Genomic DNA, 26,700 nt, shown 5'->3' on the forward strand with positions numbered 1-26,700 from the left:
TAAAGGTGTCACGACTTCTCCGTGCCCTGGCCGGTCTGGCCGGTTTCTTCCTCGTCTGGGAAGTGATCGTCCAGGCCGGCCTGGTCCGAAAAGAGTTCATCCCCCCGCCGTCCGTCGTGCTCGTGACGATCTTCGAAAGTTTCGGCGAGACACAGTTCGTCCGCGACCTGATCGCCACCTTCCTCGCGTGGGCGATCGCACTGCTCATCGCGGTCGCCATCGCCGTGCCCGCCGGTCTGCTGCTGGGCAGCATCCCCGGCCTGCGCACCGCGACCGCGGTGGTCATCGAGTTCCTGCGGCCGATCCCCGCCGTCGCGCTGATCCCGCTGGTGCTCCTGCTGATCGGTGGCGGCCCCGAAGCGAAGATCACGCTCGCCGTGTACGCGTCGTTGTGGCCCATCATGTTCAACACGATCTACGCGCTCGGCGAGATCGACCCCGTTCTGATGGAGACCGCGAAAGCCTGCGGCACGGGCAAGTTCCGGACGCTGACGTCGGTGGCGCTGCCGCATACCGCGCCGTTCGTGTTCACCGGGGTCAGGCTGTCCGCCAACATCGCCTTGATCGCGGTGGTCAGCACCGAATTCCTGGCCGGCGCCAAACTCGGCATCGGCAACTTCATCATGCAGGCCAGCACCGGTTCGACCAGGTTCGACCTCGTGCTCGCGGGCACCGTGGTGGTCGGCATGCTCGGCTTCCTCATCAACGGCGGGCTGGAGATGATCGGCAGGCGGGCCTTCCGCTGGAGCACGGTCGACCGGGAGGCGGTCTCGTGACGACCCTCACACTGTCCAGCCGTGTCGGCAGGCGCGTGGGCCGGGGCCTCGGCATCCTGGTCCGCAACTGGCTGCTGTTCTTCGCCCTGCTCGGGATCTGGGAACTGGGGACCCGGCTCGCGGAGAGCCCGTTCTTCCCGCCGCCGACCGAAATCCTGACCGCGTCCGTGAAGCTGTGGTTCAGCGGTCCGGTGTCACAGCTGTTCCTGACCGACACCGTGTTCGACAACGTCCTGCCGAGCCTCGGCCGGACGCTCGGGGGCTGGCTGCTGGCCGGTGTCGTCGGCGTCGCGCTCGGTGTCGCGCTGGGCCGGTCCAAGACCGGGATGGACTACGTCGGGCCGCTTTTCGCCTTCTTCCGCTCGGTACCGCCGCCCGCGCTGATCCCGGTGTTCATCGTCCTCTTCGGACTCGGGCCGGGGATGCAGACCGGATCGATCATCTTCGGCGCGATCTGGCCGGTGCTGCTCAACACCGTGGACGGCGTCCGCTCGGTGGACCAGGTGAAGGTCGACACCGCGAAGTCGTTCCGGACGCCTCGGTCGCACTGGGTGCGCTCGATCGTGCTGCCCGCGGCCAGTCCGAAGATCTTCGCGGGCCTGCGGCTGAGCCTGTCCATTTCGCTGCTGCTGATGGTGATCTCGGAACTGGTCGGCTCCTACAACGGCATCGGCCGGTCCCTGATGGACGCCCAGCAGGCGTTCGACTTCCCGCTCATGTGGTCGTGGCTGGTCCTGCTCGGACTGCTCGGCTTCGGGTTCAACGCGGCCTTCCTCGCGGTGGAGCAGAGAGTGCTTCGCTGGCAGCCCACCCGTAACGGCCGTCTCTAGTTCTCGGCTGGTCGGCGGAGCAGGGAGAGGCAGCGGAAAATGACCACAGGCACGAAGCCGCCCCGGCCGCGGGCCCCGCTATCGCGGTGGCAGGGCGCCATACCCGCACAACGCGACAAGCGGCACGAACGAGCGCCCTGCCGACGTCGATCGCGGTCGCGGCTTCACCTCAAGGACACGAAGGGTCAGCAAGATGTCAACCATGCTCGAGGTCTCCGGGCTGAACCACCATTACGGCACGGGAGAAAAGGCGCATGTCGCGGTCAACGACCTGTCGTTCACCGTGGAAGCGGGCCAGCTCGCGAGCATCGTGGGCCCGTCGGGCTGCGGCAAGTCGACGCTGCTTCGCTGCATCGCCGGGCTCATCAAGCCGACGTCCGGGCGGGTCAGCCTGCACGGCGACGACGTCTTCGGGGTGCCGGAGGACCTGGCCGTGGTGTTCCAGGACTACAGCCGCTCGCTGTTCCCCTGGCTCTCGGTCGCGAAGAACGTCGAATTCCCCCTGCGGTGGCGTAACTCGAGCCGCTCCGAACGCCGGACGCGGGCGCAGGAGGCGCTGGAGTCGGTCGGCCTGTCCGGCGTCGGCGCGAAGTTCCCCTGGCAGCTCTCGGGCGGCATGCAGCAGCGGGTGTCGATCGCACGGGCGCTGGCCAGTCAGCCCGCGCTGCTGCTGATGGACGAGCCCTTCGCGTCGGTCGACGCGCAGACGCGCTTCGAACTCGAGGACCTGACCCGCCGCGTGCAGCGCGAGAACGGGAGCACGGTTCTCGTGGTCACGCACGACATCGACGAGAGCGTCTACCTGTCGGACCGGGTGCTGGTGCTGTCGAAGTCGCCGGCCAAGATCGTCGCGGACCTGCCGGTGGGGCTGCCCGCGGAGCGGGACCAGATCACCACGCGCGAGTCCGCCGAGTTCGTGACGCTGCGCGGCGAGGTGGCGAGGCTGCTGCACGGTGGAGCCCCTGAGGCCGTCACCGCGGCCAACGACGCGGCCGAGTGGGAACTGGCGCAGAAGGACGCCTCCGTCGACGCTGACGCCGAGGCCCGCGCGAAGAGCTCCTGAAGTGCTGTGAACGGTCCGTTCATAACAGCTCCAGAGGGCCGTGAAGGACTCCTTGAGGGACCCTGGGTCCCTCAAGGAGTCCTTCACGGCCCGGAACAGCATCTCTGGTCCCCGCCCCCACCGACCAGGCATGAGAGCGGATCGCCTGCGTGAAGCCCGCTCAGTAGAGCTTGCGCGGGTTCGGGTCGATGCGGACATGCACCAGGTGCGGGCGCTCGTCCGGCAGCGCGGCCTCCAGCGTCGCCTTGAGGTCTTCGGCCTTCTCGACGACCGACGTGTTCAGGCCCATGCTCTTCGCCAGCGCGGGGAAATCGATGCCGCCGAGGTCGACGCCCGGCAACTTCTCCCCGCCGGCCGCCTCGCCGAGGATGCGCACGGCGGCGTACTGCGAGTTGTCGAAGATCACGAACGTCACCGGCAGGTTGTTCTGCGCCGCCGTCCACAGTGCCTGGACGCAGTACATGCTCGACCCGTCGCCGAGGATGGCGACGACCTTGCGGTCCGGGCGGGCGAGCGCGGCGCCGACGGCGGCGGGGAGGCCGTAGCCAAGAGTGCCGCTGGCGACGGTGAGGAAGCCCGTGTCGGTCGACTTGATCGGCAGGTGATCGTGCAGATCGTTGCGGTGGCTCGGCGTCTCCTCGACGACGATCGCGTTGTCCGGCAGGACTTCCGAGATCGTGGCGTAGGCGAAGTCCGGCGTGATCGGTGTGACCGCGGCGGGCTTTTCCAGCCGGGTACGGGATTTCGGCGCTTCCCGCGGCGCGGCGTTGTCCAGCAGCGCGCGGATCGCGAGCTTCGGCGTCGCCCGGATCCCGGTGCCCTCGGCGGCCCTGGCGAGGATCTGCTCGTCGTCGCTGATCAGGAACAGCGGCGGCAGCGCGGTCTCCGGCTCGCCCCGGTACACGTGGTAGGTGAACGCCGGGGCGCCGATGACGACCACGAGGTCGTGCTCGACCAGCGCGCTCGCGAGCGCTTCGCGTTCCGGCTGCAGGAAACCGAAGAACTGCGGGTGGTCCTCGGGGAAGGAGCAGCGCGCGCCCATCGGCGGCGCCCAGACCCCGGCGCCCACCTTCTCGGCCAGTGCGACGACGTCCGGCACGGCGCCTTCACCGTCGATGCCGGGGCCGACCACGATCGCCGGGTTCTGTGCGGCGTCCAAGGCGGACACCAGTTCGTCCAAAGCGGACGGATCGGGCGCGAAGCCGCGGATCAGCGGCCGGGAGATGATCGGCTTCGTGGTCTCGACGTCCCAGTCGTCCACCGGCACCGAGACGAACACCGGACCCATCGGCGCCTGCGTCGCGATGTGATACGCCCGCGCCAGCGCCGCCGGAACGTCCTCCGCCCTGGCCGGTTCGCAGCTCCACTTCACGTACGGCTTGGGGAAGTTCGCCGCCTCGACGGCACCGAGGAAGGGCTCGTCCGGCAGCAGCGACCTGGTCTGCTGTCCGGCGAGGACGATCAGCGGGGCGTTGTTGCGGTAGGCGGTGAAGACGTGTCCGAGCGCGTGGCCGACCCCGCCCGCGGAGTGCAGGTTCACCAGCACCGGGCGCCGCGACGCGCGCGCGTATCCGTCGGCCATCGCGACGACCGACGCCTCGTGGAGCGCGAGCACGTAGGTGAAGTCGTCGGGCCATTCCGTGAGGAAGGCGATCTCGGTCGTCCCGGGGTTGCCGAAGACCGTGGTCAGGCCCAGTTCGCGCAGGAGTTCCCTGGTCGCGTCACGTACGGTGCGGGTAGCCATGGCCCACACGCTAGCTGGTCATGTCCCGATAGTTGAAGATGCAACCTCAAGTCACCGTGTGTGGTCTGGACCTGACCGCTCGCGCACGGCACCTAGGTTGTGTCTCGGAGCGTGCGGCCCGCCTCCGCGAATCCGAGGCCTCCGGCCGAAAAACACACGCGCGTGTCCTCGCCCAACCTGCCAACCCAGTTCGAGAAAAACGCCCTAGTCCTTGACCAGCGCCGCCCATTCGCGGACGGTGGCGGCGTCCACATCGGACTCCCAGCCGCCGGGCCGGACCGCGCTGCCGACGTGGAACGCGCGCACCCCGCCCGCCCGCAGCAGATGGACCTGTTGCGCCCGCAGGCCGCCGCCGACCAGCAGCCGTGGCCCGTCCGAGCGGCGGGCGAGCCGCTGGAGCACCGAGAGGCCGTGTGCCACGCCGTGCGGATGCCCGGCCGCGAGCACCGTGTCGCAGCCGAGCGCGGCCAGCCGGTCGTAGGCGCGCAACGGGTCCCGCGCGCGGTCGATGGCCCGGTGGAAGGTCCACGGCAGCCCGTCGAGCTCCTTGACCAGCGTTTCGCAGGCGTCGACGTCGATCTCGCTTTCCAGGTCCAGGAAGCCGAACACGAACTCCCGCGCGCCCGCGTCGATCAGCCGCCCGGTGTCCGCGCGCAGCCCGTCGAGGTCACCGGCGGCGAAGGACATGTTGTCGCGCAACATGACCCGCACCGGGAGGTCGGTGGCGGCGAGCACTTCGCGCAGCGTCTCGACCGACGGCGAAAGGCCGTCGCTGGCCATGTCGCTGACCAGTTCGAGGCGATCGGCCCCGCCCTCCTGTGCGCGCTCCGCGTCCGCCGCGGTCAGCGCGATCACTTCCAGCAGGCCGGATTTCGAACTCATGGACCTTCCAATTCGCTTAAGCCGAGGGGTTGTCGTCACCCCTGGCGTGGCGACCGCGCCGGAACCCGCCTTGCAGGCTGGTCATCCGTTCGCGGACCGCTTCGGGGGAAAGTGAGAGTATCGGCCTCTCCCCTCGCGGCTTCTCCGGCCTGTCGTCCTGCGACCGCGCCTCGGGAACGACGGCGGGCAGCACCGGCCAGGTTTCCTCCGCGCCGTCCTCCTGCTCCAGCTCGGCGGACGTCGGCCAAGCGGGCTCGGGCTCGGGTTCCGGTGCCCTTTCTTTCGGCACCAGAGCCTTCGCCTCCACCGGCTTCAGCGACGGCTCGGTCGGCTCGTCCGGATCCTGCACGGGTACTTCGCTCGCCGCGCCCTCTTCCGGTGCCTTCACCGGCTCGAACGAGGGCTTTGAAGGCGGACCGGGCTCAGCGGGCGAAGGTCCTTCGCGCGGGCCACCGTGGTCGAACCACTGCGAAAGCACGCTCTGGTACTTGGGCATCCGCTCGGTCGGCGAGTCCAGTTCGAGATGGTTGCCGTCGTCGTCATCCGCCGACGGCCACTCCGGCTGGGTCTCGCGCTCGACGACCGGCGCGCGCCGCAGCGGACCGGGGTCCAGCACGGGCGCGAACCGCGATTCCTCGGCACTCTCTTCCGGTTCGGGCAGCGGCGGGACTTCCAGTGGTGGTTCGGGTTCCGGCTCGGGGGCGGCGGCGGGCGCGGGTTCCGGCATCGGCGCGGGCTGCGGCGCGTCGACGATGAGGGCGGACGGCACGACGACCACCGCGGTGATCCCGCCACCGTCGGCGGACCGCAGCCGGACGTCGATGCGGTGCCGGACGGCCAGCGTCGCGACCACGAACAGGCCCATCCGCCGCGAAACCTCGACGTCGACGTCCGGCGGATTCGCCAGCCGGGTGTTGGTCCGGTCGATCTCCGCCTGCGGCATCCCGGCGCCGTGGTCGGTGATCTCGATCTGCCACTCGCCGCGTTCGGTCGCGTGCCCCTCGACCTGGACCATCGTGCTCTGGTCCGAATAGCGGGTCGCGTTCTCCAGCAACTCGGAGACCACGTGCACGAGGTCGTTGACGGCCTCGCCGCGGACCGCGATCCGCGGCGCCGCACCGAGTTCGATGCGCTGGTAGTGCTCGACCTCCGAGAGCGCGGCACCGATGATCTCGTCGGCGACGACGGCGCCGCCGTCCTCGCGGACGACGTCGGTTCCGGACAGCACCAGCAGGTTCTCGCTGTTGCGCCGCATCCGCGTCGCGAGGTGGTCGAGCTCGAAGAGCCCGGCGAGCGTGTCGGGATCCTGTTCGTCGGCCTCCATGCGGTCCAGCACGGAGAGCTGCCGCTCGACGAGATCCTGGCTCCGCTGCGACAGGTTCACGAACATCGCGTTGATGTTCTCCCGCAGCATGGCCTGTTCCCCGGCGAGCCGGACGGCCTCGCCGTGCACCGCGTCGAACGCCCGCGCCACCTGGCCGAGTTCCTCGCGGCTGAACACCGGGACCGGCGCGACGGCCAGCCGCCGTCGCAGGTTCTCCGGCTGCGGCTCGGGATCGCTGAGCAGGCCTTCGACGGCCGCGGGGAGCTGGTGTTCGGCGACCTGGAGCGCGCTGCGGCGCAGGATTCGCAGTGGCCGCAACAGCGAACGCGCGATGATCACGGAGAGCACACCGGCGACGAGCAGTACGGCGAGCACGATGCCGCCGTCCCAGATGGCGGACGTTCTCGCTTGTGCCGCAAGGCTGTCCGTGCGCTCCTGCAACTGGACGAGCACCGCCTGCTGCACCTGGTGGGCCAGGTTGACCGTGTAGGTGGCGGCGGTGTCCCACTGGTTCGGGTCCAGCCCCCCGAGCCCCTGGTCGTTCTCCGCGCGGATGAGCGCCGATTCCACCATGCCGTTGCCGATGTCGACGATCAGGCCGATCACCGTGTCGTCGTACATCCGCTGCTGTTCGGGCGTCGCGAAGGTGCGGTAGTCGTTGCGGGCGGCGGCGAGTTCGGCCTCCGCGCCGAGCAGGGCACGGGTCCGGTCCCGGTTGAGGCCGCCCTGGGCGAGCGCGGCCGCCATGATCGCGCGTTTGACCGACATCTGGTCCTTGATCCGCGCGAGCGCGTTGCCCGCGAGGCGGAGCTTCCCCAGATCCGGGTCGGAGACGTCGGCGGCGGTGGAATCGCTGATGTCGAGCAGGCCGGAGATCAGCTCGCTGTAGGAGCGCAGCACCGCGTCGGCGGGAAAAGCCGAGTGTTCCGCGGAAAACCGCAGTCCGGTCAGCACGCGCAGGCGGTCGCTGGTCAGCTGCAGACTGGTCGCGGCCTTGTCCCCGAGCCTGCTCTTGCTCTCGCCGAGTGTGCGATCGAACGTGCCGACGGAATCGTCGACGCGCTTGCGCTGCTCGGCCAGTTCGGAGACGTCGCCCTTGCGGTCGCCCGCGACGAACCGGACGGTGAGGTCGCGTTCGCGCTGAAGCTGGTGCACCGCCTCGGCGACGGTGCTGTCGACCCGGCCGCGGGTGGCGAATTCGGCCAGCTGCCGGGCATCCCGCAGATCCGAGTTGACCCGGAGCCCGACGAGGGCGACCACCGCGAGCGCGGGGATCAGCAGTACCACGAAGAGTTTCGTACGCAGGTGCCAGTTACGCAGCCGCCAGCGTCCTCCCACCCGAGGATGCCGTTCCGCCGCGTCGCCCACACGGGGACGCTTGTCGCGACGGGCCACCTGGTTTCCTTTTCCCACCACGGGACCCTTTCCCATGGCTGACATCGGGGACGAGAGCCCGAACCTACTGTAGAGTAACAAGGTTCGAGAACGATCGAAAGCCGCGCTGGTGCGGCGTCTCCCGCACGCGATCGTATGGGGCCTGGACCATACGATCCAGAAGGAGGAGCACATTCTCTCGGTAGGTGGGCGGAGGCGATGATGCGTGTTCGGGCGATTCCGCTGGTAGCGGCTCTGCTGACGATGGCCGGTTGCGGAGTGTTTTCCGGTGGTGACCCGAGCACGGACGCCCCGCCCGAACGAACCGAGCTGCGAATCGGCGTCGGAAACCCCATCGACACGGCGCCCTTGAGGGTCGCCGTGGCCGACGGGAGGTTCACCGCCGCCGGTCTTTCCGTGACCCTCACCGATGTTCCCGCCGACCAGGCGATCACCAAGCTTTCCGCGGGCGAGATCGACATCGCGTTCGCCAGTGACGTCTCGATCTTCCGCGCCGCCGCGGCCGGGACGGCGCTGCAGTTGCAGGGCGAGGCGTACACCGCCGGCCGCAACACCATGGCGCTCGTCACACTCCCCGGCTCCGACTACACCGAGCCGACGCTCAAGAAGTCACCGAAGATCGCGGTGAACATGCTCGACGACGTCGGCGTGCTCGCGGCCCGTTCGGTACTCGGGACCGCGGGCGTCGAGGTGACCAAGATCCAGTTCAAGCAGCACGCGTTCGACCGGATGCCGCAGGCGTTGCAGGCCGGCGAGGTCGACGCCGCGTGGATGGTCGAGCCGTACATCACCAGGGCCGAAAAGGAACTCGGGGCGAGCATCCTCGCCGACGGCGCTCGCGGCGCGACGCTGGACTTCCCGATGTCGTCCTATGTTTCGACCGGCGCCTTCGGCCAGGGCAACACCCGCACGCTCGCGGTCTTCCGGAAAGTACTCGGCGAGGCGCAGGTTCGGGCGGCCGACCCGGTCATCGTCCGCGACGCGCTGCCGACGTTCTCCGACATCGACCGGACCACGGCGTCGCTGGTCTCACTCGGGGCGTATCCGGTCTCCCTCAACGGCATCCGGCTGCAGCGTGTCGCCGACCTGATGCACAACTCCGGCATGCTGGGCGCCCGGCTCGACGTCCAGTCGATGGTGCCGCGTCCTTAATGGCGACATGACGGATCGGCAGACCCCTAAATGTTCTCCCCGGTCGGCCTGAGACACACCGTGCGCTCGGGTGGCCCGGTGTAGTGCAGGGAGGTGTCGTCCGACGAGCAGACGCTCTCCGACGATCCCTTCATCACGACCGCTCGCGCCTCGGCGGAGATGTCGGTGCAGCGGACCTTCGCGATCCGCGTCTCGTGCACGACATCACGCAGGCAGTCACCGGTCTCGACGTTCAGCGCGAGACAGAGCGTCTTCTCGGCCTTGCGGCTGGAGGAACCGCCGTACAGCTCGAACTGGACGTAGTCGGCACTACGGCATTCGGAAACCCCGGTACGGACCTCGTCGACCCGGAAGGTCGCGCGGCTCGAAGTGCAGGTGGCCGTCGTGTAGCTCTGGGCGCCGCCCGACTCGTCGGTCAGGTACAGGCACTTGCCCGCCTCCACCGACGACAGCCCGCCCGACTGCGAGAGCCCCCAGGCGACCAGGCTCCCCAGGCCCAGCGCGACCACGACGCCCAGCACGATCGAGACCTTGGCCAGCACGCTGATCGGCGGTGGCTTCGGGAACGGCGTCGGCATGCCCAAGTCCGGCATCGCGGGCAGCGGCGCGGGCACGTCGAACGGGTCGTATCCGGGCGGCCCGCCGGTCGGTGTAGTCGTCAAGATCCCCTCCTCCTCACCTGCCGCACATCCTTCCACCAGCGGTGCCGCGGCGGGGCCGATCTGGCCGGAACGTATAAAGGAGGATGTGACCGATGGCCCGCTGATCGTCCAATCCGACAAGACCGTCCTGCTCGAGGTCGACAACAGCCAGGCCGACGACGCGCGGATCGCCATCGCGCCGTTCGCCGAACTGGAACGCGCGCCCGAGCACGTCCACACCTACCGAATCACGCCGCTGGCGTTGTGGAACGCCCGCGCGGCCGGCCACGACGCGGAACAGGTCGTCGACGCGCTGACGACGTACTCGCGGTTCCCCGTGCCCCAGCCGCTGCTCATCGACATCGTGGACACGATGGGCCGGTTCGGGCGGCTGCAGATCGCCAACCACCCGGCGCACGGCCTGGTCATGTCCACCATCGACCGCGCGGTGCTGGAGGAGATCGTCCGGCACAAGAAGATCAGCCCGATGCTGGGCGCGCGGATCGACGAAGACACCGTGATCGTGCACCCGTCCGAACGCGGACGGCTCAAGCAGGTGCTGCTGAAGGTCGGCTGGCCCGCGGAAGACCTCGCCGGCTACGTCGACGGCGAGGCGCACCCGATCGAACTGGCCGAGGACGACTGGGAGCTGCGCGACTACCAGCGCAAGGCCGCGGAGGCGTTCTGGGCGGGCGGGTCCGGCGTCGTCGTCCTGCCTTGCGGCGCGGGCAAGACGCTGGTCGGCGCCGCGGCCATGGCGCACGCGAAGGCGACGACACTGATCCTGGTGACGAACACCGTCGCCGGGCGGCAGTGGAAGCGGGAACTGATCGCGCGGACCTCGCTCACCGAGGAGGAGATCGGCGAGTACTCCGGTGAGAAGAAGGAGATCCGGCCGGTCACCATCGCGACCTACCAGGTGGTCACGCGCAAGACCAAGGGCGAGTACCGGCACCTGGACCTGTTCGACTCACGGGACTGGGGCCTGGTGGTCTACGACGAGGTCCACCTGCTGCCCGCGCCGGTGTTCCGGATGACCGCCGACCTGCAGTCACGACGGCGGCTGGGGCTGACCGCGACCCTGGTGCGCGAGGACGGCCGCGAAGGCGACGTGTTCTCCCTGATCGGCCCGAAGCGCTACGACGTCCCGTGGCGGGACATCGAGGCGCAGGGCTGGATCGCGCCGGCGGAATGCACCGAGGTCCGCGTGACTCTGACGGACGCCGAGAGGCTCGCGTACGCGACGGCCGAAGCCGAGGAGCGGTACAAGCTGGCGGCGACCGCGGACACCAAGACCAAAGTGATCAAATCGCTGGTGGACCGGCATCCGGGCGAGCCGACGCTGGTCATCGGCGCCTACCTCGACCAGCTGGAGATGATCGGCGACGAACTGGACGCGCCGGTGATCCAGGGCGCGACACGGAACAAGGAACGCGAGGAACTCTTCGACGCGTTCCGGCGCGGCGAGATCAGGACGCTGGTCGTTTCGAAGGTCGCCAACTTCTCGATCGACCTGCCGGAGGCGTCGGTCGCGATCCAGATCTCCGGGACGTTCGGCTCGCGACAGGAGGAGGCGCAGCGGCTCGGACGGCTGCTGCGGCCGAAGGGCGACGGACGGCAGGCGCACTTCTACTCGGTCGTCTCGAGGGACACCGTCGACACGGAGTACGCGGCGCACCGGCAGCGTTTCCTGGCGGAACAGGGGTACGCGTACCGGATCGTGGACGCGGACGACCTGCTGCGCCCGATGTAGTCCCCGCGTCGTGGCTTGCGGGGAAGTAGCTGAAGGCCCCCATACAGGTACTTGAGCGGGTAGTGCGGTCGTGCGCGAAGCCGCGCTTCCTTCGCTGAGCCAAGGAGGGCCTTCACGCGCACACTTTGCGGTCGGTCGGAGGTCCGTGAAGGACTCCTTGAGGGACCCAGGGTCCCTCAAGGAGTCCTTCACGGACCGACCTCGCCAACCGCCCCGCGACCACCGCCACCAAGAGCCAGCCTCACGATCACAACCACGCTTCCGTCCACTGTGGACTTCGCTGTTTCTGGTGTGACTTCAGGGACACGTGGGACGAGGGGCGAATTCAGAGCGCCGAGAAGATTTCGGCCCCTCGACCTGGGCGAGCCTGAGATCCCGCGGACGGGTATCGAAAACTGTCAGTGCTTCGAACTAGTGTTCGGGTAGAGTTGACCGAACACCAGTTCGAGGGGAAGCCGATGACGATCGCACCGTTCCGCCCGGGTACGCCGCCCGTCCAGACCCTGCCGCCCGGCCGGTGGCACGGCCGGATCTGGGTTTCGGATCTGCCTTTGGCCAGGCCGGAGCGCTACACCGGCTGTGTCGCCGAATTCGACCGGTCCGGGTTGTGGCCGGTGCTGATCCCGCACGATCAGCGGTTCGCGGCCAATGGCGAGGACTGGATCGACGACCGCGGCAGGCTCGCCCCGGCCGACCACCGGATCGCCTCGGTGGACCCGGCCGAGGTGCTGGCCCGGTGGTGGGACACGTCGTGCTGCGCCGGCGCCTGCCTGCGTCCGTTCGGCGCGAAGTTCCCCGGGCTCGCCCGCCGCCCGTCGCGCCGAGCGGATCCGCTGGCCGAGGCGGGCAACACCGGGTCGATCCTGGCCGCGCGCGGACCGCATCGGCTCGCGCTGGTGCAGACCGAGCGGCCCGCCGACATCCCGGCGATCCTGGGCTGGACGGGCATGATCAAGGCGACCGATCAGGTCCACGAGCTGTCCGCGGTCCTGCGCAGCTGGGAAGACCGCTTCGGCGCGACGCTCACCGTCCTGGGCTTCGACTCGATGGAGCTGTCGGTGGCCGCGCCGCCGCGCACCCAGGGCCGCGCACTCACGGTCGCCGCCGAGCACCGCTCGTTCTGCCTGCCCGCGTTCGCCGGTCAGCCGGGCAATCTGCGTGAGTTCGCCTCCAGCCTGGTCCAGACCCGCCGCTGGCGGTTCTCGTGGGCCTGAGCGGGCGTTTGCGCCGGGAAGAGAGGGGGAATCAGCACGGCGACAGAAGGCGGTGATCGACGTCGCCGAGATCAGGATCGGCACTTCGGGCTGGCGCTACCCACCCTGGCGCGGGGACTTCTACCCCCGTGGCCTGGTGCAGCGGCGCGAGCTGGAATACCTGTCCGGCCGGATGAACTCCGTGGAGATCAACGGCTCGTTCTACTCCCTGCAGCGACCCGAGCGGTATCGCACGTGGGCCGAGCAGACACCGGACGACTTCGTCTTCGCCGTCAAAGGCGGCCGCTTCATCACGCATATGAAGCAACTGCGCGACGTCGAGACGCCGCTGGCGAACTTCTTCGCTTCCGGGGTACTGGCGCTCGGCCGGAAGCTGGGGCCGATCCTCTGGCAGCTGCCGCCGCGGCTGTCGTTCGACGCCGAGCGTGTCGAAAATTTCTTCGAGCTGTTGCCGCGCACCAGTCACGCCGCCGCCAAGCTCGCGAGTAAGCACGACGACAAGCTCAAGGCCGAACCGCACACCGATCCGAAGCCACGCCGGAAGCTCCGGCACGCGGTCGAAGTACGGCATCCGAGCTTCGCCGAGCCCGAGAGCCTTGAGCTGTTCCGTAAGCACGGCATCGCGCTCGTGGTCGCCGACACCGCCGGTGAGTTCCTGTTCTTGGACGAGATGACGAGCGACGAGTTCGCCTACGTGCGCCTGCACGGCGAGGAGGAGCTTTACGTCAGCGGGTACAGCGACAAGGCCCTGAAGAAATGGGCGCGCAAGATCGGGGGCTGGGGTCGCGACACGTACGTCTACTTCGACAACGACGTCGAGGTCGAGGCGCCGAAGAACGCGATCGCGCTGGCGGAACTCCTCGCGTGACGTGCCCACGCTGCACAGTCAGCGCACAGTGAGCGGTGTCCTGTTAGGTGTCTGCAGAGGTCACGGGCGAACTCGCGTGCTGCGCCTGGGGGTCGGCACGCCGGTCGCCCGTGCCTCGTTCAGCTTTGGCCGGAGACGAGCGAGGCGAGCTTCGTCCGGACGTCGTCGGCGTCCGGATGCGAAAGTTCGGTGAGCACCCGCACCGAACGCAGCCAGCACTCCCGGGCCGACGAGGGATCACCGAGCCGCAGATGGATCGCACCGAGCTGGGCCAGCACGTCGGCCGCCTCGTAGAGTTCGCCGTGGGTGAAGAACATTTCGACGGCCCGCCGCATACAGGCGACTCCCTCGTCGTTGCGGCCGAGGCCGACGAGCGCGATGCCCTTGGTGTGAAAGGTGAACCGGGCCTCGTCGGGCAACGCGTGTGCCCGTAGGGCCAGCGCTTGGTCGGCGAGGTCGAGCGCCTGACCGTACCGTCCGTCGCCGGTGCAGATGTCGCCGAGCGCCTGCAGCGCGTCGGCCTCCATGCCCGCACCGACGTTGTGCTCCCGGATGAACCGCAGTGCCTGGGTCCCGTACTCCCACGCGTTCTGGGCGCCTTCGACGTTCCGGCTCGCCAGCGTGAGGTTGTACAGACCACGCGCCTCGCCCTCGCGGTCGCCGACCAGCCGCTGCAGTTCGACCACCTGCTTCAGGTAGGCGACGCTGTCCTCGTACTGGCGCGCCACGCCGCAAGCGACGCCGAGCCCGCTCAGCATCGCGGCCTCACCGGGCCGGTCCCCCGCTTCGCGCGCGGCCCGCAAGGCGACGTCGAACACCGAACGCCAGTCCTCCAGCCGCGCTCGCACGATGAAAAAGGACTGCAGCAGCCACGCGAGCTGCCAGCACTCCCGATGCCGCCGCTCCCGGTACGCGGCGTTCACCGCGGCGATGAGGTTCCCGCATTCCTCGTCGAACCAGTCCAGCGCCTGGTCGTAATGACCGAACTTCAGCCCCGCGCCCGCGAACCGTTCGGGCTCGATGAGCCGGTAGTGCCGTTCCGGGCGCAGCAGCCGGGACGCGTTCAGCGCCGACGACAGTGAGGCGTGGAGCAGCCTGTCCAGCACTCCCGTCCGCGCTTCGGGCCCGTCCACCTTCGCCGAGAGTTCGGCCGCGTACGCGCGGATCAGGTCGTGGAACTGGTACCGGCCTGGCCTTGACCGCGCGATCAGGTGCGCGGAAGCCAGTTTCGCCAGGTCCGCGTGCGCTTCCGCGATGTCGACCCCGGCCACCGCCGCCGCCGCGGGCACGCTGAAGTCGCCGCCGGTGGGCAGGCCGAGCAGCCGCAGCATCCGCGCGGCCCGCTCGTCGAGCGCGCGATACGAGTACGAGAAGACGGCGCGGATGTTCGTCTCGTCGCCGTCGGCGAGGTCGAACGAACCCAGCCTGTCCTGTTCGGCCTCCAGCAGCCCGACGAACTCCCGCAGCGAAAGGTCCGGGAACCGCGCCGCCCGCACCGCGAGGATCCGGATCGCCAACGGCAGCCCGCCGCAGTAGCGGACGAACCGTTCGGTGGCCTCGGGATCCTCGATGACCCGGTCCAGCCCGATCGTCGAAGCGACGAGGGCGGTCGCGTCCTCGTCGGGCAGTTCCTCCAGCGCGACGCGCCGCGCGCCGTGGGTCGCCACGAGCGCCGGCAATTGCCAGCGGCTGGTCACCAGCACCAGGCAGCCGGGGCCGGGCAGCAGCGGCCGGATCTGCTCGGTACTCGCGGCGTTGTCGAGCAGGATCAGCATCCGGCGGCCGGCGCTGTAGGTGCGCCAGGTGGCCGCGCGACCGTCGACGCCGGCGGGGATCCGGTCGGCGGGCACGCCGACCGACGCGAGCATGGTTTCGAGCGCGGTGGCGGGTTCGACCGGGTCGCCGGGGCCGTAGCCGCGCAGATTGAGATACACCTGACCGCCGGGGAACCGCTCCCCGACCTCGTGCGCGAAATGGACGGCGAGCGTCGTCTTGCCGATCCCGCCCATGCCCTCGATCGACGCGATGGACGTCGATCTCTCGGTGTCCAGCGCTTCCGGGACCAGTTCGTGCAGTGCCTTGAGGTCGCGCTGACGGCCCGAGAACACCCGGAGATCCGCCGGTAGCTGACGCGGGATCAGCGGTTCGGCGCCGAGCCGGTATCGCGTCAGCTCGGAGTCCAAAGTGGTCTCGACGGCCTCTTCGCCGGTCAAGATCGCCTGGTGCGCGCGCTGCAGCGACGTGCCGGGGTCGAGGCCGAGTTCTTCGGCCAGCACCGCGCCGATCCGGCGATAGACGTTCAGCGCTTCGGCCTGCCTGCCGGAGCGGTAAAGCGCGATCATCAGCTGCTCGTGCAGCCGCTCCCGCAGCGGGTTCTCGCGGCACAGCCTGGTCAGCGCGGGAACGACGGTGGCGTGATCGCCGAGGGCGATGAGCGCGTCTGCCCACTGCTCACGGACGCGAAGCCGCTCTTCGCCCAGCTGGTCGGCTTCGTCCCGAAGCAGGGCTTCGGAGTGGACGTTCTGCAGCGCCGGGCCCCGCCATTCGGACAACGCGGCGGCGAACCGATCCGCGGCCCGGCGCAGGTCGCCGTCCCCCGCGGCCTCCGCGCCCGCCGCGGCTAGTGAGCGGAAGCGGGCGAGGTCGAGCAGGGTCTCGTCGAGTTCGAGCAGGTAGCCGCCGCGTTCGGTGCGGATGGTGACCTCCTCGCCGAGTGCGCGGCGGACCCGCAGGATGTAGGTCTGCAGTGCGCCCTTGGAGCGCCGCCGGTCGTCGGGCCACAGCCAGCGGCCCAGTTCCTCGACCGGCACCACCGTGTTCGCGCGCAGCAACAGGCCGGCCAGCACGATGAGCGGCCTGCTGCCGCCCAAGGGCACCGGCAGCCCGTCGGCCGAGACCTCGGTGGGCCCCAGCACGCGAAAGTCGAGTGCCACGTCGCTCATTCTGTCCGGAACCGCGGGAAACGGCACATGATTCCAGCGGTGGCATGATCGGCGTCGATGGACGTCTACGCGATCCCCCTGCGCACCCGGTTCCGCGGCATCACGGTCCGTGAAGGACTGCTGATCCGCGGTGAGACAGGCTGGGGCGAATTCTGCCCGTTCTCCGACTACTCCGACGCCGAAAGCGCGCCGTGGCTCGTCTCCGCGCTCGAGGCCAGCGAACGCGGATGGCCGTCGCCGGTGCGGGGCAGCGTCGAGGTGAACGCGACCGTCCCGGTGGTGTCGCCGGAACAGGCGTACGAACTCGTGTCCGCTTCGGGCTGTCGCACGGCGAAGGTCAAGGTCGCCGACCCGCGGGTGAGCCTCGCCGAGGACTGCGCCCGGGTGGAGGCGGTGCGGGCCGCGCTGGGTCCGTCGGGCGCGGTTCGCGTCGACGCGAACATGGCCTGGGACGTGGACACCGCGGTCAAGGCCATCGGTGCACTGGACCGCGCGGCGGGCGGGCTCGAGTATGTCGAGCAGCCGTGCCCGTCGATCGGGGAACTGGCCGATGTCCGGCGCCGGGTCTCGGTGCGGATCGCCGCGGACGAATCGATCCGCCGGGCCGAAGACCCGCTCAAGGTGGCCGTGGCGGGAGCGGCCGACGTGGCCGTGCTGAAGGTCGCGCCGCTGGGCGGGGTCCGGCGCGCGCTGGAGGTCGCCGAAGCCTGTGGCCTGCCGTGCGTGGTGTCGTCCGCCGTCGAGACGAGCGTCGGGCTCGCCGCCGGGCTGGCGCTCGCGGGCGCTCTGCCCACTTTGGACTTCGCGTGCGGACTGGGCACGATGTCGTTGCTGACCGGGGACGTCTGTGGCGAGTCACTGTCCCCTGTGGACGGTCGCCTGCCGGTACCCCTCCGCGCTCCGGAACCGGATCTGTTCTCCGCGCACGCCGCCGCTCCGGACATCCGTGCCGCTTGGGAGGACCGTCTCACCCGCGTCCGCACCCACCTCGGATGAGATGAACGGGACTTTCATCGCGAATTTCGCGATGAAAGCCCCGTTCATCTCATGCCGCGCAGGGGTCAGCCGCAGTGTTCCAGCGGGGATTCGTAGCTGGAGGACCCCGCCGAGCCGCCCCACTTGACGCACTTCGCGCCGGCGGCCGCGCTCACCGGACCCGCGTAGTACTCGAAGCTGCCGGAGTCGGTCTTCCTCGCCGCGCCTTCCACTTCGAGGAACGCCGAGACCGCGCTGGCCGCGCCGACCGACGTGGCCTTGATGGTGGTGACGCAGTTGTTCTTGTTCGTGCCGTTGTACAGCAGGTACGTGGTCCCGGCGCTGCCGAGCGCCTGCGAGTCGATCACCTTGTAGCCGTCGCCGCACACCTCGACGGCGTCGTACGGGTTGGGGTTCCCGGTGCCGCCACAGGTGTTCTTGGAGGTCACGTTGGCGTTGGGGTAGCCGAACTTCACGCCGTTGAAGTACGCGGGCTTGATGTTGCTCGGCCACGAGGAGTCGTTGGTGCGGACTTCGTAGTGCAGGTGCGGGGTGATGTTGTTGCCCGGCTTGGAGGTGTTGCCGACCTCGCCGATCTTCTGCCCCTGCGCGACCTGCACGCCGGCCGCGACCGAACGCACCTTCAGGTGCGCGTAGTAGGTCGACCATCCCCCACCGTGGTCGATCTTCACCAGGTTGCCGAAGCCGTTCGCCGAACCCTGATGCGCCGAGGTGACCACCTTGCCGGCGGCCGCCGCGACGACGGTGTCGCCAAGGTCCGCACCCGCGGAGCCGCCGCGGTTGAAGTCGATTTCGTAGGCCTTGTGCGCGCTGCTGTTGTCGTTGTCGCCGTTCCACACCTGGTTGCAGGGGAACGGGAGCTGGAAGTTGGGACGCGGACCGACGGCGGCTTCGGCCGACGTCGCGGTGATCGCCAGCCCGGCCATGCCCAGCAACGCGGTGGCGGCCGCGGTGACCACTCGTCTGATTCTCATCGGATGTCCTTTCTCGGCGTTTCGCGAGAAGCGTCCCGAAAGGGCGTACAAGTGCGATACAAACGAGCACGGGCCCTCCCGGCCGAGGGGTCCAGGAGGCCCGTGACTCAGCCGATCCGCTCGATGAGCGTCCGGCGGATCAAGAACTTCCCTGCGCCTCGGCAAGGGCGTCCGGGTCCGCCTGCTGACCGGCGATGAAGTTCAGGTTGTTCCGGAGGGCGGTGTCCAGTCCCTGGCAGCTTTCCGCGGCCTGTCCGGCCGGAGTGCTGACCGCGAACATCGCCGCGGCGATGGCGGCCACCCCGAGAACCGACGCGATGCCGATCGTCGCCCGCTTGCGGTGGTTCCCGGCGCTGTTCATCATCCGTGTTTCCTCCGGTCTGTTTCCTCCTCACCCACATCTGGAGATACGGCCGGGTAATGAAAGTGGTTCAAACCGAGTTCAGCCGAGCCAGGGTTTCGCGATTCGCGCGTAGGTCCCGTCGTTCAGCACGAGACGCAGCCACAAGTCGACCCACTCCTTGAACACGACGTCACGTGGCAGGAGGTACGCCTTCTCCGAGAAAGTGAACGGCGCGTCGGGGTGCACCGCGCACAAGCGCGGGTTCTGCTTTGCCTGCCAACGGGTTTCGGTCGCGTCGGTGATCATCAGGTCGGCGCGGCCCGCCATGATCTCGGCGAAGATCGTGTTGTTGTCCGGATGCCGCACGATCGTCGCCCGCTTGAGGTTGGCGTCGGCGAACTGTTCGTTGGTACCGCCCGGATTCACGATCGCACGGACACCCGGCTGGTCGATCTGCTCCAGGGTCTGGAACCGTTTTTCGTTCTCGCACAAGGTGATCGGCGTTTTACCGTCACGAAGGTAGGAGCGGTGTAGAAACCCTTTCTCGCTCGGTTCAAGGTCACCGACACGCCGCCCATCGCCAGGTCGCACTTCCGCCCGACGTCATCGGCGATCGACTTCCAAGCGGTCTGGACCGAATGGAGGCCGACGCCGAGCCGCTGGGCAAGGTCACCCGCGAGGTCGATGTCGAGCCTGCTCCGCGCGCCATGGCCTTCGGGCGCGGCACCGGCCGTGCCGATTCCCAGCACGGTCAGCACCGCGACCCCGAGGACGAGGGCTTTCGCCTTGATCGTCATCAAGGCACTTTCACTGAGAAGTCGTACCTGCGAAGACGCGTCGTGAGCATCCGGTTTTCCGGACCCTCAGGGGTCGGATTCCAGGGTCGGCTCCGGGCCGTTCCCCGATGTGCCAGGGGTCGTTCCGGAGCGAAGATCGAGCCATGACGAACAGCGTGTACACCCCCCAAGCCACCAAGAAGCTCTACCGCAGCCGGGCCGACAAGATGCTCGCGGGCGTCGCCGGCGGCTGGGCCGCCTACCTCGGCGTCGACGCCGCGATCCTGCGCATCGCCCTCGTGGCCGGTGTCTTCTTCACCGCCGGGTTCGCGATCCCGGTCTACGTCGCCGCGTGGCTCCTGACTCCGGAGCAGCCGGGCGAGTCCTGAACCGACGGGGACGCCGCGAGCAGGGGACGCGGCGTCCGCCGGGCCGACGGGGGTCGGGGGCAGGGGGTAGGTGAAGGGCCCGGACATGGGGATGTCCGGGCCTTTCGCCGTCCGCGCGAGTAGCCGACTGGTCGCGGCATGAGAAAAGCCCGGACGCGCGAGGCGCGTCCGGGCTTTCCGGTGGTACTGCTACCGGCTCGAACTCAGAAGTCCATGCCGCCCATGCCACCGGACGGGTCGGCGGGAGCGGCCGAGGCCTTCTCCGGCTTGTCCGCCACGACGGCTTCGGTCGTCAGGAACAGCGCCGCGATGGAAGCGGCGTTCTGCAGCGCGGAGCGGGTGACCTTCGTGGGGTCCGGCACGCCGGCGGCGAGCAGGTCCTCGTAGACACCGGTGGCGGCGTTCAGGCCGTGACCCGTCGGGAGGCCCTTGACCTTCTCCGCCACGACGCCGCCTTCGAGGCCGGCGTTGATCGCGATCTGCTTGAGCGGCGCCTCGACGGCGACCTTGACGATGTTGGCACCAGTGGCCTCGTCGCCCTCGAGCTTCAGACCCGCGAAGGCAGCCTCGGCGGCCTGGATGAGAGCGACGCCACCACCGGCGACGATGCCCTCTTCGACGGCGGCCTTGGCGTTGCGCACTGCGTCCTCGATGCGGTGCTTGCGCTCCTTCAGCTCGACCTCGGTGGCGGCACCGGCCTTGATGACGGCCACGCCGCCGGCCAGCTTCGCCAGACGCTCCTGGAGCTTCTCGCGGTCGTAGTCCGAGTCCGAGTTGTCGATCTCGGCGCGGATCTGGTTGACGCGACCCTGGATCTGGTCGGCGTCTCCCGAACCCTCGACGATGGTGGTCTCGTCCTTGGTGATGACGGCCTTGCGAGCCTTGCCCAGCAGGGAAAGGTCCGCGTTCTCCAGCTTGAGGCCGACGTCCTCGGAGATGACCTGGCCACCGGTCAGGATCGCGATGTCCTGCAGGATCGCCTTGCGGCGGTCACCGAAGCCCGGGGCCTTGACGGCGACGGACTTGAAGGTGCCGCGCATCTTGTTGACGATCAGGGTGGCCAGAGCCTCGCCCTCGACGTCTTCGGCGATGATCAGCAGCGGCTTACCGGACTGGATGACCTTCTCCAGCAGCGGCAGGACGTCCTTGACGGTGGAGATCTTGGAACCGAAGAGGAGGACGTAGGGGTCCTCGAGCTCGGCTTCCTGACGCTCCGGGTCGGTCACGAAGTAACCGGAGATGTAGCCCTTGTCGAAGCGCATGCCCTCGGTGAGCTCGAGCTCGAGACCGAAGGTGTTGCTCTCCTCGACGGTGACGACGCCTTCCTTGCCGACCTTGTCCAGCGCCTCGGCGATGAGCTCGCCGATGGTGCGGTCAGCGGCCGAGATCGAGGCGGTAGCAGCGATCTGCTCCTTGGTCTCGACCTGGACGGCCATCTTGTGCAGCTGCTCGGTGATGGCCTCGACGGCCGCCTCGATGCCGCGCTTCAGGCTGATGGGGTCGGCCCCGGCGGCGACGTTGCGCAGACCCTCGCGAACGAGAGCCTGGGCGAGCACGGTGGCGGTGGTGGTGCCGTCACCCGCGACGTCGTCGGTCTTCTTGGCAACTTCCTTGACGAGCTCGGCCCCGATCTTCTCCCACGGGTCTTCGAGCTCGATCTCCTTGGCAATGGAGACACCGTCGTTGGTGATCGTCGGCGCGCCCCACTTCTTTTCGAGCACGACGTTGCGGCCCCGCGGGCCGAGGGTCACCTTGACGGCATCGGCGAGGATGTTCAAGCCACGCTCAAGACCGCGGCGGGCGTCCTCGTCGAACGCGATCAGTTTGGCCATTGCGGTGTGGTCCTCCGGTATTGGGCGCCACCGCCGCGCTGGTGATTTCTCAGCAGCGGCGACAGCAGGACTCTTCCTCGGCCAGGCGCGGTGCCCGCGACGGACGACCCACCCCGGTTAGGGGTGCGGCCTCACCGTCCCGACCTTCAGGCGAGCGGTCGGTGACCGCTTGCCTGGCACTCGACGGCGTCGAGTGCTAATACCGTGTTTAGCACTCTCCAGGGTCGAGTGCAAGAACCGCAGGTCAGAGCGGTGCGTGTCAGTTGCTCGGTTTGATGGGAATCGAGGTCGGCGGAGCCTTCAGCGACGACTCCGGGGACTGCGACTGCGAGCCGCCGGGACCGACAGGGATGTTCGGCGCGGTGGTCTGCGGACCGTTGCCACTGCTCGAGTCACTGAAGATGACGATGGCGGCGACGATCGCGCCCGCGACCACGAGGGCGCCGACGATGATCCAGATCCACTTGGCGCCGCCGCTCTTCTTGGGCTGGTAACCGCCCTGTTGCTGCGGCGGAGGGCCGTAACCGGGGGGCGGGCCCTGCTGGAAGCCACCCTGCTGCTGGAAACCGCCCTGCTGCTGCGGAGGGCCATAGCCCGGGGGCGGTCCTTGCTGGTAGCCGCCCTGCTGCTGGTAGCCACCCTGCTGCGGCGGTGGCCCGTATCCGGGCGGCGGGCCCTGCGGGGGCGGACCCTGCGGTCCCGGTCCCTGCTGGCCGTAGCCGGGCTGCTGTCCTCCGTACGGGTGCACGGGGCCCCCCTCTCCCTGTGGCGGCGTGTTCTGCCGCGGCGCCTGCTGCTGGACCGACGCCGCGGCCCCGGGCGGACCCGGTGGCTCGTTCGACATGGCGAGCGGACCCAACGCGCGCCTGGCGGCCGCGATCATCTCAACACAGTTCGGGTAGCGATCGGCGGGATTCTTCGCCGTTCCCCTGCGGACGACCTCGTCGATCCCGGCCGGCACGCCGACGATCCGCGAGATGGCCGGGGGCTCTCCGTTCAGGTGCCCCTTGATGACCGTCTGCACGTCGCCCTTGAAGGGCGGGCTGCCGGTCAGGCAGGCGTAGAGGACACAGGTGAGGGCGTACTGGTCGGTGCGGCCGTCGAGCGGCTCACCGCGCAGGTGCTCGGGCGCCGCGTAGGTGGGCGAGCCGAGGAAGTCGCCGCCGCGGGTCCGGTGCCCGGTGGCGCCGCGGCGGGTCAGGCCGAAGTCGGCGACGTAGACGTGCTCGCGCGAAGTCTCCTTGCTGGTGACCAGGACGTTGGCCGGTTTGACGTCGAGGTGCACGAGACCCCGGTTGTGCAGGGTGTCGAGCGCGTCGGCGACCTGGTCGAGCATGGTCAGCGCGCGGGCGGGCGCGATCGGGCCGCCGGAGATCAGCCCGGCGAGGTCCCCGCCGTCGACCATCCGCATGGCGATGTAGAGCATGCCTTCGAGCTCGCCGAAGTCGTACAAGGGCACGACGTTGGCATGGTCGATCGCGGACGTGTTCCGCGCCTCGTCGACGAAGCGTTCGCGGAACTCGGCGTCGGCCCCGAGGTGATCACCGATGACCTTCAGTGCCACCTTGCGTCCGAGCCGCACGTCCGTGGCCTTGTAGGTCACGCTCATGCCGCCCTTGCCGAGCACACCGTCGATGCGGTAGTTGCCCAGCCGGCGACCGGTCAGGTCCCCCGACTCATCGCCTGTCACGCAGCGAAGCGTAACGCGCCAGTTCCGGCGGCCGCCGGGGGTCGGCAGAACTCCGGGCTAGACCTTGCGTACGTCCGCCGCTTGACTCCGCCCGTCTCGTCCGGATTGGACTTCGAACTCCACCCGATCACCCTCGTCGAGCGTCCGGAATCCATCGGCCTGAATGGCCGAGTAGTGGACGAAGACGTCGGGCCCTTCGGTGGATTCGATGAATCCGTAGCCCTTTTCCGAGTTGAACCATTTGACGGTGCCGACTGCCACGGCGCCCTCCCTCAGCACGGGACCCGCCTGCCTTCTCTGGCCAGGGCGGCGGTTTCGAGTGCGGTTCACGCTACCCGAATCACCGGCGTCGGCAATGCTCGATTCGCCCTAAGGTCATCCGCGGAAAAGCCGCCTATTGCGCGCTTGCACAAGGACGCGTCCTGGTCCTGCGAAGTCCAGCGCGAGCCCCTCGCCGGTGCGGACCGACTGCGGGCCGGACGGGTCGACGGCGCGGAGACGGCACTGCACGGTGTCCGGATAGGCCAGCAGGAAGTCCGGCCGCACGGTGACGAGTTCCCCGGCGGTGAGCTCGAAGGCGTCGACCGGGCCCTGCGCGGCCAGCACGAGCGGACCGCTTCCGCTGTAGTGCTCCAGGAAACCGGAGTCGGCCCCGAAGAGCTTCTGCAGTGGCGCCCAGCCGGGGTCCTGCCGGATGGTCGCGGGCCGGGCGAGGATCGCGTCCCGGCTCACGCACCAGCCCGCCCCGCCGGTGAATTCCAGCGGGTAGACGTCGCCCGCGGTCAGCGGCGCGAAGTCGATCCAGCCGCCACCGTCCGGCGCGTTGAACACCGACGGGGCGGCCTTGCTCGCCCGGGAACCACCGCGCGTGGGAACGGTTTCGGTGATGCCGAAACTGCTGGCGAGCACGGTGTCCCCGGTGGCCTGGACGGCCTCGCCGGGGGACAGCAGCACGCGTGCGACCCCGAAGTTCGGGGTGTGCCTCGTCTGGACGCGCATGCGCTCAGCGGGACGGGACCTGGGCGATCACCCAGGCGGACAGCGCCGACGGATTACGGGTCTGGGTAAGCAACTGACCCGGCCCCGCGAAGTCGAAGACGAGGCCTTCGCCGCTTTTCATCGACTGGATGACACCGGTGGCGACCTTGCGGATCTGGTACTGCAGGGTGTCGGCGAACGCGACGACGTGCCCGGTGTCGATGGTGATCACCTCGCCCTGCTGGAGGGTGACCGTCTCCAGCGCGCCGTAGCAGGCCACGACCAGCGGGCCCTGTCCCGTCGCGTGCGTCAGGAAGCCGCCCTCGCCGCCGGCGAGGTTCTTGAGCCCGCCCCATTTGGTCTCGGTCTGCACGCCGTGGGAAGACGCGAGCCACGAACCGCGGGTGACGCACCAGCCGGTGCGGCCGTCGAGGTTGATGATCTGCATGTCGCCGGGCAGGTTCGCGGCGACGTCGACCCAGCCGCCGTTCTGCGGGGCGGTGTAGGTGGAGATGAAAAAGGACTCGCCGGAGAGGAAGGCGCGGCCGAGCCCCTTCATGATGCCGCCCTGGGCCTGGGACTGGACCTGCACGCCGTAGCTCGTCGCCATCATCGCGCCGGACTCGACCTGCGCCGGTTCACCCGGTGCGAGCATGAGCCTCGCCACCGCGAACGATGGCTGGTGACGGATCTGAACCTGCATGTCTTCTTCTCCCCGGTGGTCGTTGTGACGCGCAGAGTCTTGCATGCGCCCCCCGACCGGGGAGGATGGTCGGCGTGATCTCCGTCGACGCCCACCGTGAGACCGTCACCGGCCTGCTCGGAAACGCCCCCGTCATCCGCCTTCCGCTCGCCGCCGCCGCCGGGCTCGTCCTGGCCGAGGACGTGCTCGCGGGGGTTTCGCTGCCGCCGTTCGACAACTCCGCGATGGACGGTTACGCCGTCCGCGCCGCCGATGTCGCCGAAGCGCCTGTGACGCTGCCTGTCGCCGACGACATCCCCGCCGGCCGCGTCGAGATCGGGAAACTGGAGCCGGGTACCGCGCACCGGATCATGACCGGTGCCCCGCTGCCGCCCGGCGCGGACGCCGTCGTGATGGTCGAGCACACGGACGGTGGCGTGACCGACGTCCGGATTCTCAGGACGGCCGCCCTGGGCGCGCACATCCGGCGCCTGGGCGAAGACGTCGTCGAGGGCACGGTGGCGCTTTCCGCCGGAACCGTGCTCGGCCCGGCACAACTGGGTCTCGCGGCGGCTGTCGGACTCGCCGAGGTTCCCGTGCGGAGGCCACTGAAGGTGCTCGTCGTGTCCACCGGCACCGAACTCGTCGACGCGCCGGAACCCTTGCGGCACGGGCAGATCTACGAGTCGAACAGCATCATGCTGGCGTCCGCGATCCGTGCGCTCGGCTGCGAGGCCGAGGTCGTGCGCAGTGTCGTCGACGACGTGGACGAGTTCCGCGCGGTGATCGAGCCAAGGCTGGCGGACGTGGATCTGCTGGTGACCTCGGGCGGGGTCAGCGCGGGGGCGTACGAAGTGGTGAAGGACGCGCTGACCGGGCAGGGCGTGGAATTCCGGAAGATCGCGATGCAGCCGGGCGGTCCGCAGGGCTGCGGCCGGTGGAACGGCGTGCCGGTGGTGACGTTGCCGGGCAACCCGGTGAGCGTGCTCGTGTCCTTCGAAGCGTTCCTGCGGCCGGCGTTGCTCGCGGCGATGGGACATTCCGGGGTCGACCGGCAGCGGATGCGGGCCCGGCTGACCGAGGCGATGACGTCCCCGGCCGGACGACGCCAGTTCCGACGGGGCTTCTACACGCATTCCGAGGGCGAGGTCACCGGGATCGTCGGGCCGCGCGGCGGGCCGGGATCGCATCTGCTGGCGTCGTTCACGCAGGCGAACTGCCTGATCGTGCTGCCGGAGGACGTCGACTCGGCCGCACAGGGCGACGAGGTGGACGTCCTGCTGCTGTGACGCTGCGTTGCCAGACCACGTGAAGGGCCCTTCACGTGGTCTGGCAACGCTTGGGCCGGTCCGCGAAGGCCTCCTTGCCTACCCTCAAGGTCAGGGTCCCGGCAAAGTCGCGCAACTGCCGTACGGTGTCGCGAAAGCCACTTTCGGGACCTCTGACGTCGCGAAAG

Annotated in this window: 23 protein-coding genes and 1 pseudogene; 10 read left to right on the plus strand and 14 right to left on the minus strand. The window is 69.1% G+C overall.

From position 1 onward, the window contains the following. Window positions 1-5 precede the first annotated feature (5 nt). The 3 genes from ACM6LR_RS34020 (at window position 6) to ACM6LR_RS34030 (ending at window position 2,669) form a co-directional block, all read left to right on the plus strand. Window positions 6-776, plus strand: coding sequence for an ABC transporter permease (locus ACM6LR_RS34020; protein ID WP_414941619.1), 771 nt, complete (start codon window positions 6-8; stop codon window positions 774-776). Beyond that, window positions 773-1,606, plus strand: coding sequence for an ABC transporter permease (locus tag ACM6LR_RS34025; protein ID WP_414941618.1), 834 nt, complete (start codon window positions 773-775; stop codon window positions 1,604-1,606). The genes ACM6LR_RS34020 and ACM6LR_RS34025 overlap by 4 nt, the downstream gene beginning before the upstream one ends. A 193-nt stretch (window positions 1,607-1,799) precedes the next feature. Beyond that, on the plus strand, window positions 1,800-2,669 hold the full coding sequence (locus ACM6LR_RS34030) for an ABC transporter ATP-binding protein (protein ID WP_414945253.1): 870 nt from the start codon (window positions 1,800-1,802) through the stop codon (window positions 2,667-2,669). A gap of 160 nt (window positions 2,670-2,829) precedes the next feature. On the opposite strand, the gene mdlC is transcribed toward ACM6LR_RS34030, so the two are convergent. The 3 genes from mdlC to ACM6LR_RS34045 form a co-directional block, all read right to left on the minus strand. Continuing rightward, complete coding sequence (mdlC, locus tag ACM6LR_RS34035; RefSeq protein ID WP_414941616.1) at window positions 2,830-4,413, minus strand: benzoylformate decarboxylase; 1,584 nt, start codon at window positions 4,411-4,413, stop codon at window positions 2,830-2,832. A 204-nt stretch (window positions 4,414-4,617) separates the two neighbouring features. Beyond that, window positions 4,618-5,295, minus strand: coding sequence for a copper homeostasis protein CutC (locus ACM6LR_RS34040; protein ID WP_414941615.1), 678 nt, complete (start codon window positions 5,293-5,295; stop codon window positions 4,618-4,620). Window positions 5,296-5,311: 16 nt separating this feature from the next. Further along, window positions 5,312-8,014, minus strand: a complete 2,703-nt coding sequence (locus tag ACM6LR_RS34045) for a nitrate- and nitrite sensing domain-containing protein (RefSeq protein ID WP_414941614.1) — start codon at window positions 8,012-8,014, stop codon at window positions 5,312-5,314. Window positions 8,015-8,215: 201 nt separating this feature from the next. On the opposite strand from ACM6LR_RS34045, the gene ACM6LR_RS34050 reads away from it, so the two are divergent. Then, window positions 8,216-9,166, plus strand: a complete 951-nt coding sequence (locus ACM6LR_RS34050) for an ABC transporter substrate-binding protein (RefSeq protein ID WP_414945254.1) — start codon at window positions 8,216-8,218, stop codon at window positions 9,164-9,166. Between the two features lie 26 nt (window positions 9,167-9,192). Here the strand turns inward: ACM6LR_RS34050 and ACM6LR_RS34055 are convergent, their stop codons facing one another. After that, window positions 9,193-9,828, minus strand: coding sequence for a hypothetical protein (locus ACM6LR_RS34055; protein WP_414941612.1), 636 nt, complete (start codon window positions 9,826-9,828; stop codon window positions 9,193-9,195). A gap of 85 nt (window positions 9,829-9,913) precedes the next feature. On the opposite strand from ACM6LR_RS34055, the gene ACM6LR_RS34060 reads away from it, so the two are divergent. From ACM6LR_RS34060 to ACM6LR_RS34070, 3 genes are all read left to right on the plus strand, one after another. After that, complete coding sequence (locus tag ACM6LR_RS34060) at window positions 9,914-11,560, plus strand: DNA repair helicase XPB (RefSeq protein ID WP_414945255.1); 1,647 nt, start codon at window positions 9,914-9,916, stop codon at window positions 11,558-11,560. 458 nt (window positions 11,561-12,018) lie between these two features. Next, on the plus strand, window positions 12,019-12,774 hold the full coding sequence (locus ACM6LR_RS34065) for a DUF4253 domain-containing protein (RefSeq protein ID WP_414945256.1): 756 nt from the start codon (window positions 12,019-12,021) through the stop codon (window positions 12,772-12,774). A 52-nt stretch (window positions 12,775-12,826) separates the two neighbouring features. Continuing rightward, window positions 12,827-13,642, plus strand: a complete 816-nt coding sequence (locus ACM6LR_RS34070) for a DUF72 domain-containing protein (protein WP_414945257.1) — start codon at window positions 12,827-12,829, stop codon at window positions 13,640-13,642. Window positions 13,643-13,761: 119 nt separating this feature from the next. Here ACM6LR_RS34070 and ACM6LR_RS34075 read toward each other — a convergent pair whose 3' ends face one another. Continuing rightward, window positions 13,762-16,584 carry an AfsR/SARP family transcriptional regulator gene (locus ACM6LR_RS34075; RefSeq protein ID WP_414941608.1) on the minus strand — a complete coding sequence of 941 codons (2,823 nt, stop codon included), beginning with the start codon at window positions 16,582-16,584 and terminating at the stop codon, window positions 13,762-13,764. A 57-nt stretch (window positions 16,585-16,641) separates the two neighbouring features. On the opposite strand from ACM6LR_RS34075, the gene ACM6LR_RS34080 reads away from it, so the two are divergent. Beyond that, complete coding sequence (locus ACM6LR_RS34080; RefSeq protein WP_414941607.1) at window positions 16,642-17,580, plus strand: o-succinylbenzoate synthase; 939 nt, start codon at window positions 16,642-16,644, stop codon at window positions 17,578-17,580. Between the two features lie 65 nt (window positions 17,581-17,645). Here the strand turns inward: ACM6LR_RS34080 and ACM6LR_RS34085 are convergent, their stop codons facing one another. The 4 genes and pseudogenes from ACM6LR_RS34085 to ACM6LR_RS34100 form a co-directional block, all read right to left on the minus strand. After that, window positions 17,646-18,554: a M23 family metallopeptidase gene (locus ACM6LR_RS34085; RefSeq protein ID WP_414941606.1), complete on the minus strand. Its 909-nt coding sequence runs from the start codon at window positions 18,552-18,554 to the stop codon at window positions 17,646-17,648. A 151-nt stretch (window positions 18,555-18,705) separates the two neighbouring features. Beyond that, window positions 18,706-18,918, minus strand: a pseudogene (locus tag ACM6LR_RS34090) (hypothetical protein); the annotation flags it as partial. Between the two features lie 78 nt (window positions 18,919-18,996). Further along, window positions 18,997-19,389 (minus strand): hypothetical protein, encoded by a 393-nt coding sequence (locus tag ACM6LR_RS34095; protein WP_414941605.1) that lies wholly within the window; start codon window positions 19,387-19,389, stop codon window positions 18,997-18,999. After that, window positions 19,320-19,694 (minus strand): hypothetical protein, encoded by a 375-nt coding sequence (locus ACM6LR_RS34100; protein WP_414941604.1) that lies wholly within the window; start codon window positions 19,692-19,694, stop codon window positions 19,320-19,322. Before ACM6LR_RS34100 ends, ACM6LR_RS34095 begins: the two co-directional genes overlap by 70 nt. A gap of 143 nt (window positions 19,695-19,837) precedes the next feature. On the opposite strand from ACM6LR_RS34100, the gene ACM6LR_RS34105 reads away from it, so the two are divergent. Next, window positions 19,838-20,062, plus strand: coding sequence for a PspC domain-containing protein (locus tag ACM6LR_RS34105; protein WP_414941603.1), 225 nt, complete (start codon window positions 19,838-19,840; stop codon window positions 20,060-20,062). Between the two features lie 203 nt (window positions 20,063-20,265). Here ACM6LR_RS34105 and groL read toward each other — a convergent pair whose 3' ends face one another. The 5 genes from groL to ACM6LR_RS34130 form a co-directional block, all read right to left on the minus strand. Beyond that, a complete protein-coding gene (gene groL / locus ACM6LR_RS34110; RefSeq protein WP_414941602.1) occupies window positions 20,266-21,894 on the minus strand; it encodes a chaperonin GroEL in 1,629 nt (542 codons plus the stop codon). A 259-nt stretch (window positions 21,895-22,153) separates the two neighbouring features. Beyond that, a complete protein-coding gene (locus ACM6LR_RS34115; protein WP_414941601.1) occupies window positions 22,154-23,584 on the minus strand; it encodes a serine/threonine-protein kinase in 1,431 nt (476 codons plus the stop codon). Between the two features lie 57 nt (window positions 23,585-23,641). Continuing rightward, entirely contained in the window at window positions 23,642-23,845 is a 204-nt protein-coding gene (locus ACM6LR_RS34120; protein ID WP_076160121.1) for a cold-shock protein, read from the minus strand. Window positions 23,846-23,959: 114 nt separating this feature from the next. After that, a complete protein-coding gene (locus tag ACM6LR_RS34125) occupies window positions 23,960-24,583 on the minus strand; it encodes an AIM24 family protein (RefSeq protein WP_414941600.1) in 624 nt (207 codons plus the stop codon). 4 nt (window positions 24,584-24,587) lie between these two features. Next, entirely contained in the window at window positions 24,588-25,265 is a 678-nt protein-coding gene (locus ACM6LR_RS34130; protein WP_414941599.1) for a TIGR00266 family protein, read from the minus strand. A 74-nt stretch (window positions 25,266-25,339) separates the two neighbouring features. Here ACM6LR_RS34130 and glp point away from each other — a divergent pair, with 74 nt between their 5' ends. Next, a complete protein-coding gene (gene glp / locus ACM6LR_RS34135; RefSeq protein ID WP_414941598.1) occupies window positions 25,340-26,533 on the plus strand; it encodes a gephyrin-like molybdotransferase Glp in 1,194 nt (397 codons plus the stop codon). The last annotated feature ends 167 nt before the right edge of the window (window positions 26,534-26,700 follow it).

Origin of the sequence: Amycolatopsis sp. cmx-11-32, from assembly GCF_047608695.1 — a bacterium.
GTDB lineage: Bacteria > Actinomycetota > Actinomycetes > Mycobacteriales > Pseudonocardiaceae > Amycolatopsis.

Coding starts and splice junctions, on each gene's coding strand:
- ACM6LR_RS34030 (WP_414945253.1), top strand. CDS start 1,800: ATGTCAACCATGCTCGAGGTCTCCGGGCTGAACCACCATTACGGCACG.
- mdlC (WP_414941616.1), bottom strand. CDS start 4,413: ATGGCTACCCGCACCGTACGTGACGCGACCAGGGAACTCCTGCGCGAA.
- ACM6LR_RS34040 (WP_414941615.1), bottom strand. CDS start 5,295: ATGAGTTCGAAATCCGGCCTGCTGGAAGTGATCGCGCTGACCGCGGCG.
- ACM6LR_RS34050 (WP_414945254.1), top strand. CDS start 8,216: ATGCGTGTTCGGGCGATTCCGCTGGTAGCGGCTCTGCTGACGATGGCC.
- ACM6LR_RS34065 (WP_414945256.1), top strand. CDS start 12,019: ATGACGATCGCACCGTTCCGCCCGGGTACGCCGCCCGTCCAGACCCTG.
- ACM6LR_RS34075 (WP_414941608.1), bottom strand. CDS start 16,584: ATGAGCGACGTGGCACTCGACTTTCGCGTGCTGGGGCCCACCGAGGTC.
- ACM6LR_RS34080 (WP_414941607.1), top strand. CDS start 16,642: ATGGACGTCTACGCGATCCCCCTGCGCACCCGGTTCCGCGGCATCACG.
- ACM6LR_RS34085 (WP_414941606.1), bottom strand. CDS start 18,554: ATGAGAATCAGACGAGTGGTCACCGCGGCCGCCACCGCGTTGCTGGGC.
- ACM6LR_RS34100 (WP_414941604.1), bottom strand. CDS start 19,694: ATGACGATCAAGGCGAAAGCCCTCGTCCTCGGGGTCGCGGTGCTGACC.
- ACM6LR_RS34105 (WP_414941603.1), top strand. CDS start 19,838: ATGACGAACAGCGTGTACACCCCCCAAGCCACCAAGAAGCTCTACCGC.
- groL (WP_414941602.1), bottom strand. CDS start 21,894: ATGGCCAAACTGATCGCGTTCGACGAGGACGCCCGCCGCGGTCTTGAG.
- ACM6LR_RS34125 (WP_414941600.1), bottom strand. CDS start 24,583: ATGCGCGTCCAGACGAGGCACACCCCGAACTTCGGGGTCGCACGCGTG.
- ACM6LR_RS34130 (WP_414941599.1), bottom strand. CDS start 25,265: ATGCAGGTTCAGATCCGTCACCAGCCATCGTTCGCGGTGGCGAGGCTC.